14 protein-coding genes are annotated in these 15,375 nt (G+C 72.0%); 3 read left to right on the top strand and 11 right to left on the bottom strand.

What is annotated here, in order from left to right:
• Positions 1-7 precede the first annotated feature (7 nt).
• The 6 genes from HNR73_RS01960 to HNR73_RS01935 all read right to left on the bottom strand — a co-directional run bounded on the left by HNR73_RS01960 (position 8) and on the right by HNR73_RS01935 (position 7,546).
• Positions 8-1,270 (bottom strand): hypothetical protein, encoded by a 1,263-nt coding sequence (locus HNR73_RS01960; RefSeq protein ID WP_184785440.1) that lies wholly within the window; start codon positions 1,268-1,270, stop codon positions 8-10.
• A 75-nt stretch (positions 1,271-1,345) separates the two neighbouring features.
• Positions 1,346-2,104 (bottom strand): 4-hydroxy-tetrahydrodipicolinate reductase, encoded by a 759-nt coding sequence (gene dapB / locus HNR73_RS01955; protein WP_373316604.1) that lies wholly within the window; start codon positions 2,102-2,104, stop codon positions 1,346-1,348.
• Between the two features lie 123 nt (positions 2,105-2,227).
• The gene (locus HNR73_RS01950) at positions 2,228-3,541 is read right to left on the bottom strand and encodes a M16 family metallopeptidase (RefSeq protein ID WP_184785438.1); all 1,314 of its coding nucleotides are present in this window, start codon (positions 3,539-3,541) and stop codon (positions 2,228-2,230) included.
• Between the two features lie 20 nt (positions 3,542-3,561).
• Positions 3,562-6,003 (bottom strand): polyribonucleotide nucleotidyltransferase, encoded by a 2,442-nt coding sequence (locus HNR73_RS01945; protein WP_184785437.1) that lies wholly within the window; start codon positions 6,001-6,003, stop codon positions 3,562-3,564.
• A gap of 229 nt (positions 6,004-6,232) precedes the next feature.
• Positions 6,233-6,502, bottom strand: a complete 270-nt coding sequence (gene rpsO, locus HNR73_RS01940) for a 30S ribosomal protein S15 (RefSeq protein WP_184785436.1) — start codon at positions 6,500-6,502, stop codon at positions 6,233-6,235.
• Between the two features lie 78 nt (positions 6,503-6,580).
• Positions 6,581-7,546, bottom strand: a complete 966-nt coding sequence (locus HNR73_RS01935; RefSeq protein ID WP_184785435.1) for a bifunctional riboflavin kinase/FAD synthetase — start codon at positions 7,544-7,546, stop codon at positions 6,581-6,583.
• Positions 7,547-7,702: 156 nt separating this feature from the next.
• On the opposite strand from HNR73_RS01935, the gene HNR73_RS01930 reads away from it, so the two are divergent.
• On the top strand, positions 7,703-8,281 hold the full coding sequence (locus tag HNR73_RS01930) for a winged helix-turn-helix domain-containing protein (RefSeq protein WP_184785434.1): 579 nt from the start codon (positions 7,703-7,705) through the stop codon (positions 8,279-8,281).
• Between the two features lie 86 nt (positions 8,282-8,367).
• Positions 8,368-9,597, top strand: a complete 1,230-nt coding sequence (locus HNR73_RS01925) for an MFS transporter (RefSeq protein ID WP_184785433.1) — start codon at positions 8,368-8,370, stop codon at positions 9,595-9,597.
• Here the strand turns inward: HNR73_RS01925 and truB are convergent.
• Both truB and HNR73_RS01915 read right to left on the bottom strand, forming a co-directional pair.
• Complete coding sequence (gene truB / locus HNR73_RS01920) at positions 9,594-10,526, bottom strand: tRNA pseudouridine(55) synthase TruB (protein ID WP_184785432.1); 933 nt, start codon at positions 10,524-10,526, stop codon at positions 9,594-9,596. The genes HNR73_RS01925 and truB overlap by 4 nt on opposite strands.
• A complete protein-coding gene (locus HNR73_RS01915) occupies positions 10,499-11,821 on the bottom strand; it encodes an MATE family efflux transporter (protein WP_184785431.1) in 1,323 nt (440 codons plus the stop codon). Before HNR73_RS01915 ends, truB begins: the two co-directional genes overlap by 28 nt.
• Before the next feature lie 133 nt (positions 11,822-11,954).
• On the opposite strand from HNR73_RS01915, the gene HNR73_RS01910 reads away from it, so the two are divergent.
• Entirely contained in the window at positions 11,955-13,454 is a 1,500-nt protein-coding gene (locus HNR73_RS01910; RefSeq protein ID WP_184785430.1) for an FAD-dependent monooxygenase, read from the top strand.
• A gap of 80 nt (positions 13,455-13,534) precedes the next feature.
• Here the strand turns inward: HNR73_RS01910 and rbfA are convergent, their stop codons facing one another.
• Genes rbfA through HNR73_RS01895 form a run of 3 tightly spaced genes read right to left on the bottom strand, consistent with a single transcriptional unit; the run spans position 13,535 to position 15,229 of the window.
• On the bottom strand, positions 13,535-13,966 hold the full coding sequence (gene rbfA, locus HNR73_RS01905; protein WP_184785429.1) for a 30S ribosome-binding factor RbfA: 432 nt from the start codon (positions 13,964-13,966) through the stop codon (positions 13,535-13,537).
• A 58-nt stretch (positions 13,967-14,024) separates the two neighbouring features.
• Positions 14,025-14,318, bottom strand: coding sequence for a DUF503 domain-containing protein (locus HNR73_RS01900; RefSeq protein WP_184785428.1), 294 nt, complete (start codon positions 14,316-14,318; stop codon positions 14,025-14,027).
• A gap of 56 nt (positions 14,319-14,374) precedes the next feature.
• Entirely contained in the window at positions 14,375-15,229 is an 855-nt protein-coding gene (locus tag HNR73_RS01895; RefSeq protein ID WP_184785427.1) for an NAD(P)H-binding protein, read from the bottom strand.
• Positions 15,230-15,375 lie beyond the last annotated feature (146 nt).

Raw genomic sequence — 15,375 nt, 5'->3', positions numbered from 1 at the left:
GCGCGGATCATTCCGCCGGCGGCTGCTTCGGCGGGATCTGGAAGGGCTCGGTCGGCCATTCGGGGAACACCGGCCGCTGGCCCGGCTGGGCGGGAGGCTCGGGTGGGAGCGGGGCGGTGGCCCGGCCGGTGGGTTTGGGGGCGGGTTCGGGCTCGTCGCGGTGCGGGGTGGGCTCAGCCGGGTCGTCGCCCGCGCCGGGCTCGTGTGCCGGTGCCTCTTCGGCGGACGCGGGCACCTCGGGAGCGGCATCGTCCGGGTGCTCGGGCGCCTCGGTCTCGTCCGCCGGAGCGGTTTCGCTCGCGTCGGTGGTGGCGGCAGGGTCCTGCGCGGTCTCGGGACCGGCGGGGGCCGGTTCGACGATCTCGGCTCCCGTTAGCACCGCGACATCGTGGGGCCGTTCGGGAACCGCGGGGGCCGGTTCGGCCCTCTCCTCCGCGGCGGCCTCCTCGTTCACATCGTCCTCGGACACGGCGTCCATGGGCGCGGTGTACTCGGCACCCCACGTGGGTGCGTCCGGCTCGCCCTTGGGCGGGAGGTTCTCCAACCGGATGGCGGGCATGAGGACGGTCTCCTCCGGGGCGACCGGGGCGTCCCCGGCCCGCTGCGGGTCGGACAGCGGCCGCGCGACGGGCTCGGCGGACACCTCGGGACCCGCGTCGGGCCGCTTCCCGGCAGGCGTCGCCTCCCCGGCGTCGGCGGGCGCCACCGCGTCCGGGCTCACCGCCGCCTGCTTCTCGGTCGGTTCGCTCGGATCGGCCAGGTACTCCCGGCGCACCGCCGGCTCCAGCTTGGTCGGCTCGGGCACGACCGGCGCCGGAGGCTGCCGCCGTCCCAGATCCTCCGGCCGCACCGCCGGGTGCTTCTTCGTCGGCTCGGGAGCCGCGGCCGCCGGCCCACTCGCGGCCGCCCCGCCGGGCGTCCTCCGCGGCAGCCGCGTCCGTTGCGCGGGCGGCACCGTCGGCACGTTGCCCGTCGCGACGACCGCCGACTTGAACTTCGGCACCTCGTCGGGGCTCCGCTTGACCTGCTTCGCCCGCGCGGCCGCCGCGCGGTTGCGCTTCACCACGAGCCAGATGACCAGCGCGGCCAGGCCGAGCCCGCCGACGACCGTCAGCAGCAGCACCAGGCCGATGTCCCCGCCGTCCTCGGCGACCCGCTCTATGGCGTCACCGGCGTCGGGACCGTCGGCACCGCAGGCGGACAGCGCGAGCGCGGCCGTCGACGCGACGGCGGCACACGCGGCAACACGTGAGAAGGGCTTGGGGGACATCCCGACATCGTAGTCGCACCAAGGAAAATGGCGGCCTGAGATCAAATGTCGCTTGTGGCCGACTTGCGCCCGCGGCTAGTCGAGCAGGGAGTCCAGGCCGTGCGTCAGTCCGGGCCGCTCGACGACCTTCCGCACCGCCAGCAGCACGCCGGGCATGAACGACACGCGGTCGACCGAGTCGTGGCGAACCGTGAGGGTCTCCCCCTCGCCGCCGAAGACGACCTCCTGATGCGCGACGTGGCCACGTGCGCGGATGGAGTGGACGCGGACGCCCTCGACCTCGGCGCCGCGCGCACCGGCGAGCTCCTGCGCCGTCGCGTCGGGCTGCGCGCCGAGGCCCGCCGCCGCGCGTGCCTCCGCGATGAGCTCGGCGGTGTGGGTGGCGGTGCCGCTGGGGGCGTCGACCTTGTTCGGGTGGTGCAGCTCGATGATCTCGGCGGACTCGAAGTAGCGCGCGGCCTTGGCGGCGAACTGCATCATCAGCACCGCACCGATCCCGAAGTTCGGCGCGATCACGACACCGACCCCGGGCTTCGCCGCCAGCCATTCCCGCACTTCGCCGACCCGCTCCGGCGTGAAACCGGACGTGCCGACGACGACGTGCACGCCCTGGTCGACGCACCATCGCAGGTTGTCCATCACGACGTCGGGGCGCGTGAAGTCGACGACCACGTCGGCACCGGCGTCCGGCAAGGCCGAGAGCGGCTCCCCTTCGTCGACCGTCGCGACCAGTTCGAGGTCCGCGGCGGCGTCGACGGCCTTGCACACCTCGGTCCCCATCCGGCCCCGGGCGCCGATCACGCCGACCCGCAGGGCCTCGGTCTGGTCGCTCACGGTGTTCTCCTCACGTACGCACGGCAGGTACCCGGCCATAATCGTCGACGATCGCGGCGGGCCATGAGGCGCCCCACGAAAAACCGGCCCGGCGCGAGGCCGGGCCGGTCGGTGAAGCCTCGTTCAGCGCGTCGGCCAGGTGAAGTGGCTGTCGTCGAAAGGCCCGATCGCCGCCAGCGAACGCGGACGGCCGAGCACCTCGGTCGCCACCGCGCGCACGTCGTCGACGGTCACCGCGTCGACGCGCGCGAGGAGCTCGTCGAGGCTGAGCAGGTCGCCGAACAGCAACTCGCCCTTGCCCAGCCGGCTCATGCGCGAGCTGGTGTCCTCCATCGCGAGCACCATCGAGCCTTTCAAGGCCCCCTTGGCGCGGGCGACGTCGACCTCGACGCAGCCGTCCTTGGCGACCTCGTCGAGCGTGGCCAGGGTCAGGTCGAGGACCTGGTCGGCCTTGCCCGGCTGGCACCCGGCGTAGACGCCGAGCAGACCGGTCTCGGCGTACCCGGCCGTGTACGCGTACACCGAGTAGGCCAGGCCGCGTTCCTCGCGGATGCGCTGGAACAGCAGGCTCGACATGCCCCCGCCGAGGATCTGGGTGAGGGTCTCCAGGGCGAACCGGCGCGAGTCGCGGCGTGCCAGTCCCCGCGTGCCGACGACCAGGTGCGCCTGCTCGGTGTCCTTCCGCGCGACCGTGAGGAACGGTCCGAGATCGGCGACCGGCTCGAAGGCCGACCGGATCGGCGTGGGCGCGGCGTCGGCCACGGCGAGGGGCGCGAAGGCCTCCGCGACGAGGTCGACGACCCGGGTGTGGCTGAGGTTCCCGGCGGCGGCGATGACGATGTTGGGCGCCGTGTACCGCTGCCGGTAGAAGTCGTTGATGCGGGCGCGCGTCATCGACTCGATCGTCTCGACCGTCCCGGAGATCTCGCGCCCGAGCGGGTGCGCGCCGAAGACGGCCGTGGCGAGCATGTCGTGCACGGCGTCGTCGGGCTCGTCGTCGTGCATGGCGATCTCTTCGAGGATCACGCCGCGCTCGGTCTCGACATCGTCCTCTTCGAGGAGCGAGTCGCAGATCAGGTCACCGAGGACATCGACGGCCAGCGGCAGGTCCTCGTCGAGGACGCGCGCGTAGAAGCACGTGTGGTCCTTGGCGGTGAAGGCGTTGGTGTCGCCGCCGACCGCCTCGATCTCGGCGGTGATGTCCAGGGCGGACCGCCGGGTCGTGCCCTTGAAGAGGAGGTGCTCCAGGAAGTGCGAGGCCCCGGAGAACTCCTCGGACTCGTCCCGTGAGCCGATCCCCACCCACACGCCGACCGAAACGCTGCGCATGGCGGGGATCGACTCGGTGAGGATGCGCAGCCCGCTGGGCAGCACGGTACGCCGTACCGTGCCGCCCAGCGGGTCATCCGCGAGAGTGCGGGTGAGAGCGTCGCTCATTCGATTGTCGGGATCGCGGGTCAGCGGTGCCGACGGCGTTCCCGGCGCGGGCCGTCGGAGTCGCCGTCGCCGCCTTCGCCGCCACCCTCGCCGCCGCCGTCGCCGCCCTCACGGGGGGCGTCGTCGCGACGCGGGCCGCGGTCACCGCGGTCGCCACGGGGTCCACGGTCACCGCGCGGGCCGCGGTCGCCGCGGTCCGAACGGGGTCCGCGGTCGCCCTCGGGGCGGCCGCCGGCCGGGCGCTTCGGGGGCTCCTGGCCTTCGGGGTAGACCTTGTCCAGGTAGATCTTGCCGCGGTTGTCGACGTCGGCGATCTGCACCTCGATCTTGTCGCCGACGTTGAGCACGTCCTCGACCTTCTCGATGCGCTTGCCGTCGCCGATCTTCGAGATGTGCAGCAGACCGTCGCGGCCGGGCACCAGGGAGATGAACGCGCCGAACGCGGCGGTCTTCACCACGGTGCCGAGGAAGCGGTCGCCCACCTCCGGCAGCGTCGGGTTGGCGATCCCGTTGATCATCGCCACGGCGGCCTCGGCGGCGGGACCGTTGGTCGCGCCGACGTAGATCGTGCCGTCGTCCTCGATGGAGATGTCGGCGCCGGTCTCCTCGGTGATGCCGTTGATCGTCTGGCCCTTCGGGCCGATGACCATGCCGATCTTGTCGACCGGGATCTTCACCGTGGTGACGCGAGGCGCGGAGTCGGCCATCTCGCCGGTGGTGGCGATGGCCTCGCCCATGACGTCGAGGATCGCGTGGCGGGCCTCGTTGGCCTGCTGGAGAGCGGCCGCGAGGACGTCCGAGGGGATGCCGTCGAGCTTGGTGTCGAGCTGCAGCGCGGTCACGAACTCGCGCGTGCCGGCGACCTTGAAGTCCATGTCGCCGAAGGCGTCCTCGGCACCGAGGATGTCGGTCAGCGTCACGTACTCGGTCTTGCCGTCGACCTCATCGGAGATGAGGCCCATGGCGATGCCCGCGACGGGCGCCTTCAGCGGCACACCGGCCGCCATCAGCGACATCGTCGAGGCGCAGACCGAACCCATGGACGTCGAGCCGTTGGAGCCCAGCGCCTCGGAGACCTGGCGGATCGCGTAGGGGAACTCCTCGCGGGCCGGCAGGACCGGGACCAGGGCACGCTCGGCGAGCGCTCCGTGGCCGATCTCGCGGCGCTTCGGCGAACCGACCCGGCCGGTCTCACCGGTCGAGTAGGGCGGGAAGTTGTAGTTGTGCATGTAGCGCTTCTTGGTGACCGGGGACAGGGTGTCCAGGGCCTGCTCCAGGCGCAGCATGTTCAGCGTGGTGACGCCCAGGATCTGGGTTTCGCCGCGCTCGAACAGGGCCGAGCCGTGCACGCGCGGGAGGATCTTGACCTCGGCGTTGAGCGAACGGATGTCGCGGGTGCCGCGGCCGTCCATGCGGACCTTGTCGCGCAGGACCCGGTTGCGGATGAGCTTCTTGGTCAGCGAGCGCAGGGCCGCGCCGACCTCCTTCTCACGCTCGGGGAACGACGCGTCGACCTTCTCGTGCGCGAGTTCCTTGACCCGGTCGAGCTGCTCTTCGCGGTCCTGCTTGTCGGCGATGGTGAGCGCCTCGGCGAGTTCGGTGGTGACGGCGGCCTCGACCGCGGCCAGCACGTCGTCCTGGTAGTCCAGGAAGACCGGGAACTCGCGGACGGGCTTGGCGGCCTCGGCGGCGAGGGCGGCCTGCGCGCGGCAGAGCTCGCGGATCGCGACCTTGGAGGCCTCCAGGCCGGAGGCGACGACCTCTTCGGTCGGGGCGGGGGCGCCACCGGCGATGAGGGAGATGGTCTTGTCGGTGGCCTCGGCCTCGACCATCATGATCGCGACCTCGCCCGCCTCGGTGACACGGCCGGCGACGACCATGTCGAAGGTGGCGCGCTCAAGCTCGGCGTGGGTCGGGAACGCCACCCACTGGCCGTCGATGTGGGCCACGCGGGTGGCGCCGATCGGGCCGGTGAAGGGCAGGCCGGACAGCTGCGTCGACGCCGAGGCGGCGTTGATGGCCACCACGTCGTACGGGTGGGCCTCGTCGAGGGCCAGGACCGTCTCGACGACCTGGACCTCGTTGCGCAGCCCCTTGACGAAGCTGGGACGCAGCGGGCGGTCGATGAGGCGGCAGGTGAGGACGGCGTCCTCGCTCGGGCGGCCTTCGCGGCGGAAGAACGAGCCGGGGATGCGGCCCGCGGCGTACATGCGCTCCTCGACGTCCACCGTCAGGGGGAAGAAGTCGAAGTGCTCCTTGGGCGCCTTGCTCGCGGTCGTCGTCGAGAGCACGACGGTGTCGCCGAGCTGCGCGAGGACGGAACCGCCGGCCTGGCGGGCGAGGCGACCGGTGGAGAAGGTGATCTCCCGGGTGCCGAAGCTCCCGTTGTCGACGGTGGCCGTCGCGGAATGCGTACCGAGTTCGGTTACCTCGGGAATACGCGCGGTTGATTCTGCGGACATGTGTGTCTACAGCTCCTTCGTGTCAAGGCACGTCGTCTTGGTTGGAGCTGTCCGCGGCCGGTCTTCGATCGAAGCGCACGGGCTGTCTTGTTGCCCGGACGCCACTACCGAGGACCGGTACGCCGACGGCTGCGACGCGCCGCTACTACTTTCTGCACGGTACCCGGGATACACACCGGGTGACCGTATGACTCGGGGGAGCGACCTCGTGTCGCTCCCCCGGAGTGGTCTATCGCCGCAGACCGAGGCGCTCGATGAGCGCGCGGTAGCGGGTGATCTCGTTCTTCTGCAGGTACTTCAGCAGACGACGGCGACGGCCGACCAGCAGCAGAAGGCCGCGGCGGCTGTGGTGGTCGTGCTTGTGCACCTTGAGGTGCTCGGTCAGGTCGCTGATCCGCTTGGACAGGACCGCGACCTGGACCTCGGGCGACCCGGTGTCACCTTCGGTGGTGGCGTACTGGGTCATGATTTCGGCCTTGGCGGCTGTATCGAGCGCCATGATCTCCCTTAGTGGGTGTGGAACAGGAAATTCTCTCGCGTACCCGCGGCGTCGTGCAGGCACACAGGAGTGGTCCGCTCACAGCGGACCGTCTAAGCCTAACAGGCCCAGGATCTTCCCCGACTCGGCCACGTCGGCGGTGATCTGCGCGATCAGCGGCTCCAGGGCGTCGTAGGCGCGCTGCTCGCGCAGGCGCTCGACGAAGTCGAGCGCGACCTGCTCGCCGTAGAGGTCGCCGGAGAAGTCGATGATGTGCGCCTCGACGGTCCGCTCGCGCCCGGCGAAGGTCGGGTTCGTGCCGACGCTGATGGCCGCCGGGAGCGGCTTGCCGTCGATGGCGCGGGTGAGCCAGCCCGCGTAGATCGCGTCGGCGGGGACGGCCACATCGGGGGTGTGGTGGAGGTTCGCGGTCGGGAAGCCCAGCTGCGAACCGCCCCGGTTGGCGCCCCGCACGACGAGCCCGCCGACCCGGTGCGGGCGGCCGAGCGCGGCCGCCGCGGCGGTCACGTCACCCGCGGCGACGCAGGAGCGGACATAGGTCGAGCTGTAGACGGTCTCGCCACCCTCGGCCTGCGCGGCGAGCGGGACGGCGTCGACGCTGAAGCCGAAGGTCTTGCCGAGCTCGGTGAGCATCGTCACGTCACCGGCGGCCTTGTGCCCGAAGCGGAAGTTCTCGCCGACCACGACGGTCGCGGCGTGCAGGTGCTCGACGAGCACGTCGTGGACGAAGGAGTCGGGCGCGAGCTGGGAGAACTCGTGCGTGAAGGGCACGACGCACATGCCGTCGACGCCGAGTTCGGCGAGGAGGTCGCCCTTGTACTCAAGCTCGGTGAGGATCGCCGGGTGCGCACCCGGGCGGACGACCGCCGAGGGATGGGGGTCGAAGGTGAGCACGACGCTGCGCAGGCCGCGCTCGCGCGCGTCGGCGACCGCGCGCCGGATGATCTGCTGATGTCCCAGGTGGACGCCGTCGAAGACGCCGATCGTCACCACCGACCGGCCCCAGTCCGCCGGGGTCTCGTCCACGCCACGCCATCGCTGCATGATCGCCATCTTTTCACGTCGCGGCGAACGCGCGTTTGCCGCCGGGGGGTGTGCGGCGCCACGTTCGGGAGCCTTCCGGAGAGGCTTCGCAAGATCCAGTAAAAAAGTTCCGGTAAATCTATTGCAGAAGTTTTCTACTGGATCTACTGTTGCCTCATGACCGAGAAACGCCGCATCACCGACCCCGAGACGCTCAAGGCCCTGAGCCAGCCGCTCCGCCGGCGGCTCTACCGCCTGCTGATCCAGCTCGGCCCGTCCACGGTCGGCGTGCTGGCGAAGAAGGTCGAGGGCGACCCCGGGCAGATCAGCTACCACCTGCGCGCGCTGGCCAAGCACGGATACATCGAGGAGGCCCCCGAGCTCGCCCGCGACAAGCGGGAGCGCTGGTGGAAGGCCACCCCCGGCTCGAACACCTGGGACACCGCCGACTTCGACACCCCCGAGGCCCGCGCCATCGCCGACACCGTCAAGGCGCAGATGATGGCCGACGAGTTCGAGCGGGCGATCGAGTGGGAGAAGGCGCGCGACGAGTGGGGCGAGCCCTGGACGAGGATCGCGACCTCCTCGGAGTCGAACCTCTTCCTCACCCCTGAGGAGACCGTCGCCTTCAACGAGGAGCTCACCGCGCTGGTCGTGAAGTGGTCGGCGGTCGGCAAGCAGGCCCGCGCCGAGGGCCGTGTCGAGGGCCGCGAGGTCGTCTTCCACTTCATGCACAACTTCCCCGAACGACCCTGACCTCTCCCCCATAGCCTCACCCGCCACCAGCCGAGACGGCCGCCATCGTCCCGGTGCACCCCTTCGCGCTCTTGAGGAGCCCCAGCATGGCCACCGTCACCGCCCCCGCCCCCGTCGCCCGCGCCGCCTACCGCGAGCCCGCCTACCTCCGCTACATCGCCGGTCAGACGGTCTCCATCGTCGGCGACCAGGTCTGGTACGTGGCCCTGTCCTGGGCCGCCGTGCAGCTCGCCTCCCCCGCCGCCGCCGGTGTCGTCCTGGCCGTCTCGGCGATCCCGCGTTTGGCGCTGATGCTCTTCGGCGGCGTGTTCGTCGACCGCTTCGGCCCGCGCAAGCTGATGATCGGCAGCGACGCGGTCCGCGCGGCGATCGTCCTGTGCGCCGCCGGTGTCGCGCTGTGGAGCCCGAGCATCGCGCTCCTGGTCGTGGTCTCGCTGGTGTTCGGCGCCGCCGACGCGATCTTCATGCCCGCCGCGGGCGCCATGCAGCCCCGGCTGCTGTCGAAGGAGCAGTACTCCAGCGGCGCGGCACTGCGCGAGCTGACCAGCCGGGCCGCGCTCACGCTCGGCGCCCCGCTCGGCGGCGTGCTCGTCGCGGTCGGCGGCCTGCCCCTCGCCGCGCTGGTCGACGCGGTCACCTTCATCCTGTCGGCCGTCATGCTCTGGACCGTCCGCCCCCGCCCGGCCGAGGGCGAGACCGCCCCCGCGAAGAAGACGACCACCGCCCTCCGCGACGGACTGGCCTACCTGCGCCGCAACCGGCTCGTCGGCGGCCTCGTGCTGACCTCGCTGTTGCTCAACCTCGGCTTCGTCGGCCCGATGAACGTCGGTCTCGCCCTGGTCTCCGACGAGCGCGGCTGGGGTTCGCGGGGCATCGGCCTGCTGCTCGCCGGGTTCGGCATCGGCGCCGCCGCCTCCGCGCTGGTCCTGCTCAAGGTCAAGCCGAAGGGACGGCTCGGTTACCTGCTCGCGGCCGGTGCCGTCATCGAGGGCGTCTGCATGGCCGGGCTCGGCTTCGCCGGCTCGCTCACCCTCGGCGTGATCGCGACCTTCACCGCCGGCATCGTCGCCGGGCTCCTGGGCGTCACCACCTCCTCGCTGGTGCAGACGAACACCGACGACGCCTACCGCGGCCGGGTCTCCAGCGTGTCGATGTTCGCCAACCTCGGCGTGACCCCGCTGGCCATCGCGGCGACCGGTGTCGCCGTCGACGCCTTCGGACTGGAGGCGACCTTCACGGCGAGCGCGCTGATGAGCCTGGCCGCGGCGGTGCTGACGCTGGCGATGCGGCAGCTGCGCCGGGCGAGCCTGGACTAGAGCTCGGCGGGAGTGGTCAGCACGATCTCCGGCCGCGCCTTCCCCCGCTCCTCACGAACGACGGCGACGACGGCCCCCGCGGGCGAGTAGACCGCGTAGGGGCCGTCGATGCCGTTCGTCTCCAGGAAACCGCCGTAGGCGAGGGTCCGGGTCTCGGCCTCGTCGGCGTCGCGGCGGGGCAGGAGACGCCCGGCCGACGCGGCGAGGTCGAGGGTGACGGGGTCGTCCAGCTCGGCGAGGCCGTCGAGGGTGTGGGCCTCGGCGAGGGTGAAGCCGCCGACACGGGTGCGGCGCAGGGCCGTGAGGTGCCCGCCGACACCGAGCGCGGTGCCGAGGTCGCGGGCGATGGCGCGGATGTAGGTGCCCGAGGAGCATTCGACGGTGACGTCGAGGTCGACGGTGGTGTCGCCGGGGCGGAAGTCGTGCACGTCGAGGCGGGAGATCGTGACGCGGCGGGACTTGAGTTCGACCTCCTCGCCGGCGCGGACGCGGGCGTAGGAGCGCTTCCCGTCGATCTTGACCGCGCTGACCGAGCTGGGCACCTGGTCGATCTCGCCGGTCATCCCGGCCAGGACCCGCTCGACGGCCTCGCGGGTGACGCCGGAGGCGTCGGCGGTGGCGGTGACCTCGCCTTCGGCGTCGTCGGTGACGGTGGCCAGGCCGAGGCGGATCGTGGCGTCGTAGGCCTTGTCGCTGCCCGAGACGTAGGTGAGCAGGCGGGTGGCGCGCCCCACGGCGAGTACGAGGACGCCGGTGGCCATCGGGTCGAGCGTTCCGCCGTGCCCGACCTTGCGGGTCTTGGCCAGGCGGCGCATGCGGCCGACGACATCGTGGGAGGTCATCCCGCCGGGCTTGTCGACGACCACGAATCCGGGCGTAGGTTCAGTCACGATCGTCCAGCTTAGGCGGCGGTGCCGGTGACCGCCCATCGTCCTCCGCGCAGCCGGAGCAGGAGCGTCACGAGCCGGATCGCGATGAACAGCGTCAGCCCGGCCCAGACCCCGGCGAGGCCGAGGTCGAGGAGGTAGGCCAGCCAGATCAGCGGCAGGAAACCGGTGGCGGCGAGCACGATCTGGTTGCGCAGGAAGGTGATGTCGCCGGCGCCGATGAAGACGCCGTCGAGGGCGAAGACCAGTCCGGCGGCGGGCATCATCGCCACGAACCAGGGCCACAGGACGTAGGCCTGCTCGTGGACGGCCTGGTCGGAGGTGAACAGGCCGGGGAGGAAGAACACACCGACGCCGATCACCAGCGCCAGGGCGCCGCCGCTGACGACGCCCATCCAGCCGACCTTGCGGGCGGTGGCGCGGGCGCGCTCGGCGTCACTGGCGCCCAGGTCGGCGCCGATGAGGGCCTGTGCCGCGATGGCCACCGCGTCGAGCGCGAAGGCGCAGAACATCCACAGCTGGAGGCCGATCTGGTGGGCGGCCAGGGACGCCGCCCCGAAGCGGGCGGCGACGGTCGCCGCCGACAGGAAGCACACCTGGAAGGCCACGCCGCGCACGATGAGGTCGCGGCTGGTCGACAGCTGGCGGCGCAGGCGGCCGAAGTCCGGGCCCAGCGGGACCTTTTCGGCGAGCAGGGCGCGGATGAAGAACACGCCGGAGACGGCCTGGGCGGCGACGTTGGCGATCGCGGAACCGACGAGCCCGAGGCCGAGCGGATAGACCAGCAGCGGGACGAGGGCGGCCGACAGGAGGTTGGCGCCCATGACGATGTACATGGGTTTGCGGGTTTCCTGGATCCCGCGCATCCAGCCCTGCCCGGACAGGGCGATGAGGATGAAGGGCGCGCCGAGGATGGCCACGCGCAGCCAGGTCTCGGACTCCGCGGCGATCACGGCCGAGTCGGGGCCGTTGCCGGCCAGGGCGCGGGTGATCGGTCCGGCGAAGATCTGCACGAAGGCGGCGAGCAGAACGCCGCCGGCGAGTGCGAGCCAGGTGGCCTGGACGCCTTCGGCGACGGCGGCGCCGCGGTCGCCGGCACCGAAGTGGCGGGCGGCGCGGCCGGTGCCGCCGTAGGCGAGGACGTTACCGAGGAACGCCGCGGCGCTCATGACGCCGCCGCCGATGGCGAGGGCGGCGAGGGGCACGCGGCCGAGGTGACCGACGACGGCGGTGTCGACGAGGACGTAGACGGGTTCGGCGGCGAGCACCACGAGCGCGGGGAGGGCGAGCGCGGTGATGCGCCGCAGCGTCACGGGGGTGGGTGCGGTCGTGGTCACGCGATCATCCTGGCACCGGCTCGGTAATGAGTCAAGAAGACGAGGGTCATTACATGTACGACCTCGATGAACCGTACGACCCTTCTGGTACGGTTCAATAGTTCAAATTGGAACCACTTGCTTCGAGGACGCCATGAACACTGATACCGAGGTCGCCGTCGTCGGCGGCGGTCCCGTCGGAATGCTGCTCGCCACCGAACTCGCCCGCCTCGGCGTGCGCACACTCGTGCTGGAGAGGCTGACCGAGCCGACCGGCGAGTCCAAGGCTGGGACGCTGCACGCGCGGACGGCCCAGACCCTCGACCGGCGCGGCCTCCTCGAAGCCGTCCAGCCCGGCCCCGGGCTCGCGCGCACGGCTCCCGGACGGCCCGTCCGCTTCCACTTCGCCGGGATGTTCGACCTCGACCTCGCCCGCGTCGTCAACGAGGGACCCGCCTTGGTCGGCAGCCCCCAGGCCTACGCCGAGGAGGTCTTCGCCGCACTGGCGACGCGCCTGGGCGCGCGCATCGAGCGCGGCGCCGAAGTCGTCGGCCTCACCCAGGAAAGCGACCACGTCCGCCTCGACGTCACCGGCCCCGACGGGACCGTCCGCACCGTCACCGCGTCCTGGGTGGTCGGCACCGACGGCGCCCGCAGCGCGGTCCGCCGCCTGTCCGGGATCCCGTTCACCGGCACCCCCGCCACCCTCTCGGCGCTCATGGGCGAGGTCCGGCTGACCGACCTGCGCGACGCCCCGCAAGGCTGGGTGCGCACCCCGCGCGGCTGGACGATGGTGTGGCCAAACCCCTACGGCCTCAGCCGCGTCGCCACCTACGACTTCCGCGGCCCCCACCCCGACCGCCACTCCCCCGTCACCATCGGCGAACTGAGCGGCGAGATGGACCGCATCACCGGCCGCCCCGTCCCGATGGACTCGCCGCGCTGGCTCACCCGCTTCACCGACGCCGCCCTCCAGGCCGAGGAGTACCGACGCGGCCGGGTCCTCCTCGCCGGCGACGCCGCCCACGTCCACTTCCCGGCGGGCGGCCAGGGCCTCAACCTCGGACTCCAGGACGCGGTCAACCTCGGCTGGAAACTCGCCGCCGAAGTCCACGGCCGGGCCCCCGGGGACCTGCTCGGCACCTACCACCGCGAGCGGCACCCCGTCGCCGCCCGCGTGCTGGAGAACGTCCGCGCGCAGGTCGCGCTGATGAACCCCGATCCGCGCGTCGACTCCCTGCGCGAACTGTTCCGCGAACTGATGCACCTCGACGACGTCAACGTCCACCTCGGCGGCATGATCAGCGGCGCCGACATCGCCTACGACCTCGGCGAGCCGGGCGACCCCTTCGCCGGCGTGTTCGCCCCCGACCTCCACCTCAAGACCGCCGACACCGCCGTCCGCCTCGCCGAACTACTGCGCACCGGCCGCCCGGTCCTCCTCGACCTCGCCGACCGGCCCGAACTGCGCGAGCTCGCCGCCGCCTGGTCCGGGCACGTCGACGTGGTCCACGCCACACCGGAGGAACAGGTCAACGCCGAGGCGCTGCTCGTACGGCCGGACGGATACCTCGCCTACAGCGCGCGTGGCGGCGACCAGGAGGCCGCGCGCCTGCGCGCGGCGCTGGAACGGTGGTTCGGAAGCCCCGAGTGAGGAGCCCACGAAAAACCGAGCGCCTCGCGGAGGCGCTCGGTGCGTACTTCGGGCGGGCGTAACGGACACGCCCGCCCGGCTCAGATCTCGTCGTCCTCGTCGGCGGTTCGGTACGGGTTCGCCTCACCGGCGTAGCGGGCCCCGGCCGCCTGGCGCTGCACCTGGGCGTCGGCCGCGCGGGCCTTCTCCAGCAGGTCGTCGATGTGCTGCACCGTCTCGGGGACGGAGTCGGCGACGAAGGCGATCGACGGGGTGTGCCGCAGGCCCAGGGCCCGGCCGACGCTCGTGCGGATGAGGCCCTTGGCGCTCTCCAGGGCGGCGGCGCTGGCCGCGCGCTCCTCGGTGTCACCGAGAACGGTGTAGAACACCGTCGCCTCGCGCAGGTCGTTGGTGAGTCGCGCGTCGGTGATGGTCACCATGCCCAGGCGCGGGTCTTTGACCTGCTTGCGCAGCGCCGCGGCGGTGAGCTCGTGGATGCGTCCCGCGAGCCGTCGCACTCGTGCCTCGCTCATGTCAATCACACCTTCCGCACGTATGCCTACTGGCCTGACTATCGTGCCCACCCACGACTCAGTCGTCCGCACCGTAGAGCCGCCGGCGAACCGACAGCAGATCGATCTCGGGACGTCCCGCGACGGCGCGCTCGCACGCGTCGAGCACATCGGCCACATGGCCGGGCTCGTCGGCGACCGCGGCGACCCCAATGGACGCACGCCCGTGCAGGTCCTGGCCGCCTACCTCGGCGACCGCCACATCGAGCTTCCGCAGAGCCGCGACGATCGGCCTCACATAAGACCGTTTCGCCTTCAGCGACCGCGAATCCCCGGGCAACAACATGTCGAAGATCGCCGTACCGGTGAACACCGCGCCAGCTTACGCCGAGGCGGGCCGGTTGGCCCAGCTGGTTTACCGTGTGGCCACTACGCGCCGAAAGCCGAGGCGTGATCGGCGGCCCACGCGGCGAAGGACCGCGGCGGCCGCCCGAGGACCGCCGCGACCTCGCCGGACACCTCCGGAGGCTCCGCCGCCAGCGCCGCCCACCGCGCCAGGAAGGACGCCGTCAGCTCCGGCGGCAGGCCCATCCGGGCCACGACCTCGGCGAACACCGTGGCTGAGATCTCCCGGTAGCGCAACTCGCGGCCCAGCACCCGGCCGAGCACGGCGACCATCTCGGCGTTCGTGACCGGCGCCGGACCCGACAGGACCGGTTTGCGGCCGAGCAGGCCGTCGGTGGTCAGCGCGTGCGCGGCGACCTCGGCCACGTCGCGCGGGTCGACCACACTGTCGGCGAAATCCGGCAACGGCCACGACACGACGTCGCCCGCCCGCAACTGCCCGCCCCACAACGGCAGGGCCATGTTGGCGTAGACCGTCGGGCGCAGGCTCGCCCACTCCAGCCCACTGTGTTCGGCCGCCGCCTCGCACTCGCGGTTGCGGTCACCGATGTAGCGCGACGGCTGGAACGCGAGATCCTGCTCCACGTTCGACGCCGCCAGCGCCACCAGCCGCCGCACACCGCGCTCACGCGCCAGCGCGGCCAGCTCGGGTGCGGCGTCGCGAACCGCGCTGGAGTTGAGGAACACCGCCTCGACACCGTCGAGGTGCCCGGCGAGCGTCGCCGGGCACGACGGGTCCCCCGCGACGACCTCGACCCCTTCGGGGAACGACGCCGTACCGGGGTCGCGCGTCACGGCACGGACCCGCACCCCCTTCGCGTGCAGAGCGGTGACGAGCGGGCGGCCGACGGTGCCGGTGGCACCGGTGATGAGCAACACGGGAGGACTCCTGTCCAGGCGGAAACGGTCCCCCAAGCCTGTCGCCCGGCGACCCGCCCGGCGTCGGACCGGTGGAGACACTTCCGGCTACCCCACCCGGCCGACACCCCGCCGGACTACGCCCGCCGGAGTACGCGGAACCGCCC

It is taken from the genome of Phytomonospora endophytica (assembly GCF_014202425.1).
GTDB lineage: Bacteria > Actinomycetota > Actinomycetes > Mycobacteriales > Micromonosporaceae > Phytomonospora > Phytomonospora endophytica.
This window is presented reverse-complemented; position numbering and strand designations above follow the sequence as displayed.

Excerpts from the sequence above, each read along its gene's own strand:
- HNR73_RS01960 (WP_184785440.1), bottom strand. The coding sequence starts at position 1,270 with ATGTCCCCCAAGCCCTTCTCACGTGTTGCCGCGTGTGCCGCCGTCGCG.
- HNR73_RS01950 (WP_184785438.1), bottom strand. The coding sequence starts at position 3,541 with ATGAGCGACGCTCTCACCCGCACTCTCGCGGATGACCCGCTGGGCGGC.
- HNR73_RS01945 (WP_184785437.1), bottom strand. The coding sequence starts at position 6,003 with ATGTCCGCAGAATCAACCGCGCGTATTCCCGAGGTAACCGAACTCGGT.
- rpsO (WP_184785436.1), bottom strand. The coding sequence starts at position 6,502 with ATGGCGCTCGATACAGCCGCCAAGGCCGAAATCATGACCCAGTACGCC.
- HNR73_RS01935 (WP_184785435.1), bottom strand. The coding sequence starts at position 7,546 with ATGCAGCGATGGCGTGGCGTGGACGAGACCCCGGCGGACTGGGGCCGG.
- HNR73_RS01930 (WP_184785434.1), top strand. The coding sequence starts at position 7,703 with ATGACCGAGAAACGCCGCATCACCGACCCCGAGACGCTCAAGGCCCTG.
- HNR73_RS01925 (WP_184785433.1), top strand. The coding sequence starts at position 8,368 with ATGGCCACCGTCACCGCCCCCGCCCCCGTCGCCCGCGCCGCCTACCGC.
- truB (WP_184785432.1), bottom strand. The coding sequence starts at position 10,526 with ATGGGCGGTCACCGGCACCGCCGCCTAAGCTGGACGATCGTGACTGAA.
- HNR73_RS01910 (WP_184785430.1), top strand. The coding sequence starts at position 11,955 with ATGAACACTGATACCGAGGTCGCCGTCGTCGGCGGCGGTCCCGTCGGA.
- rbfA (WP_184785429.1), bottom strand. The coding sequence starts at position 13,966 with ATGAGCGAGGCACGAGTGCGACGGCTCGCGGGACGCATCCACGAGCTC.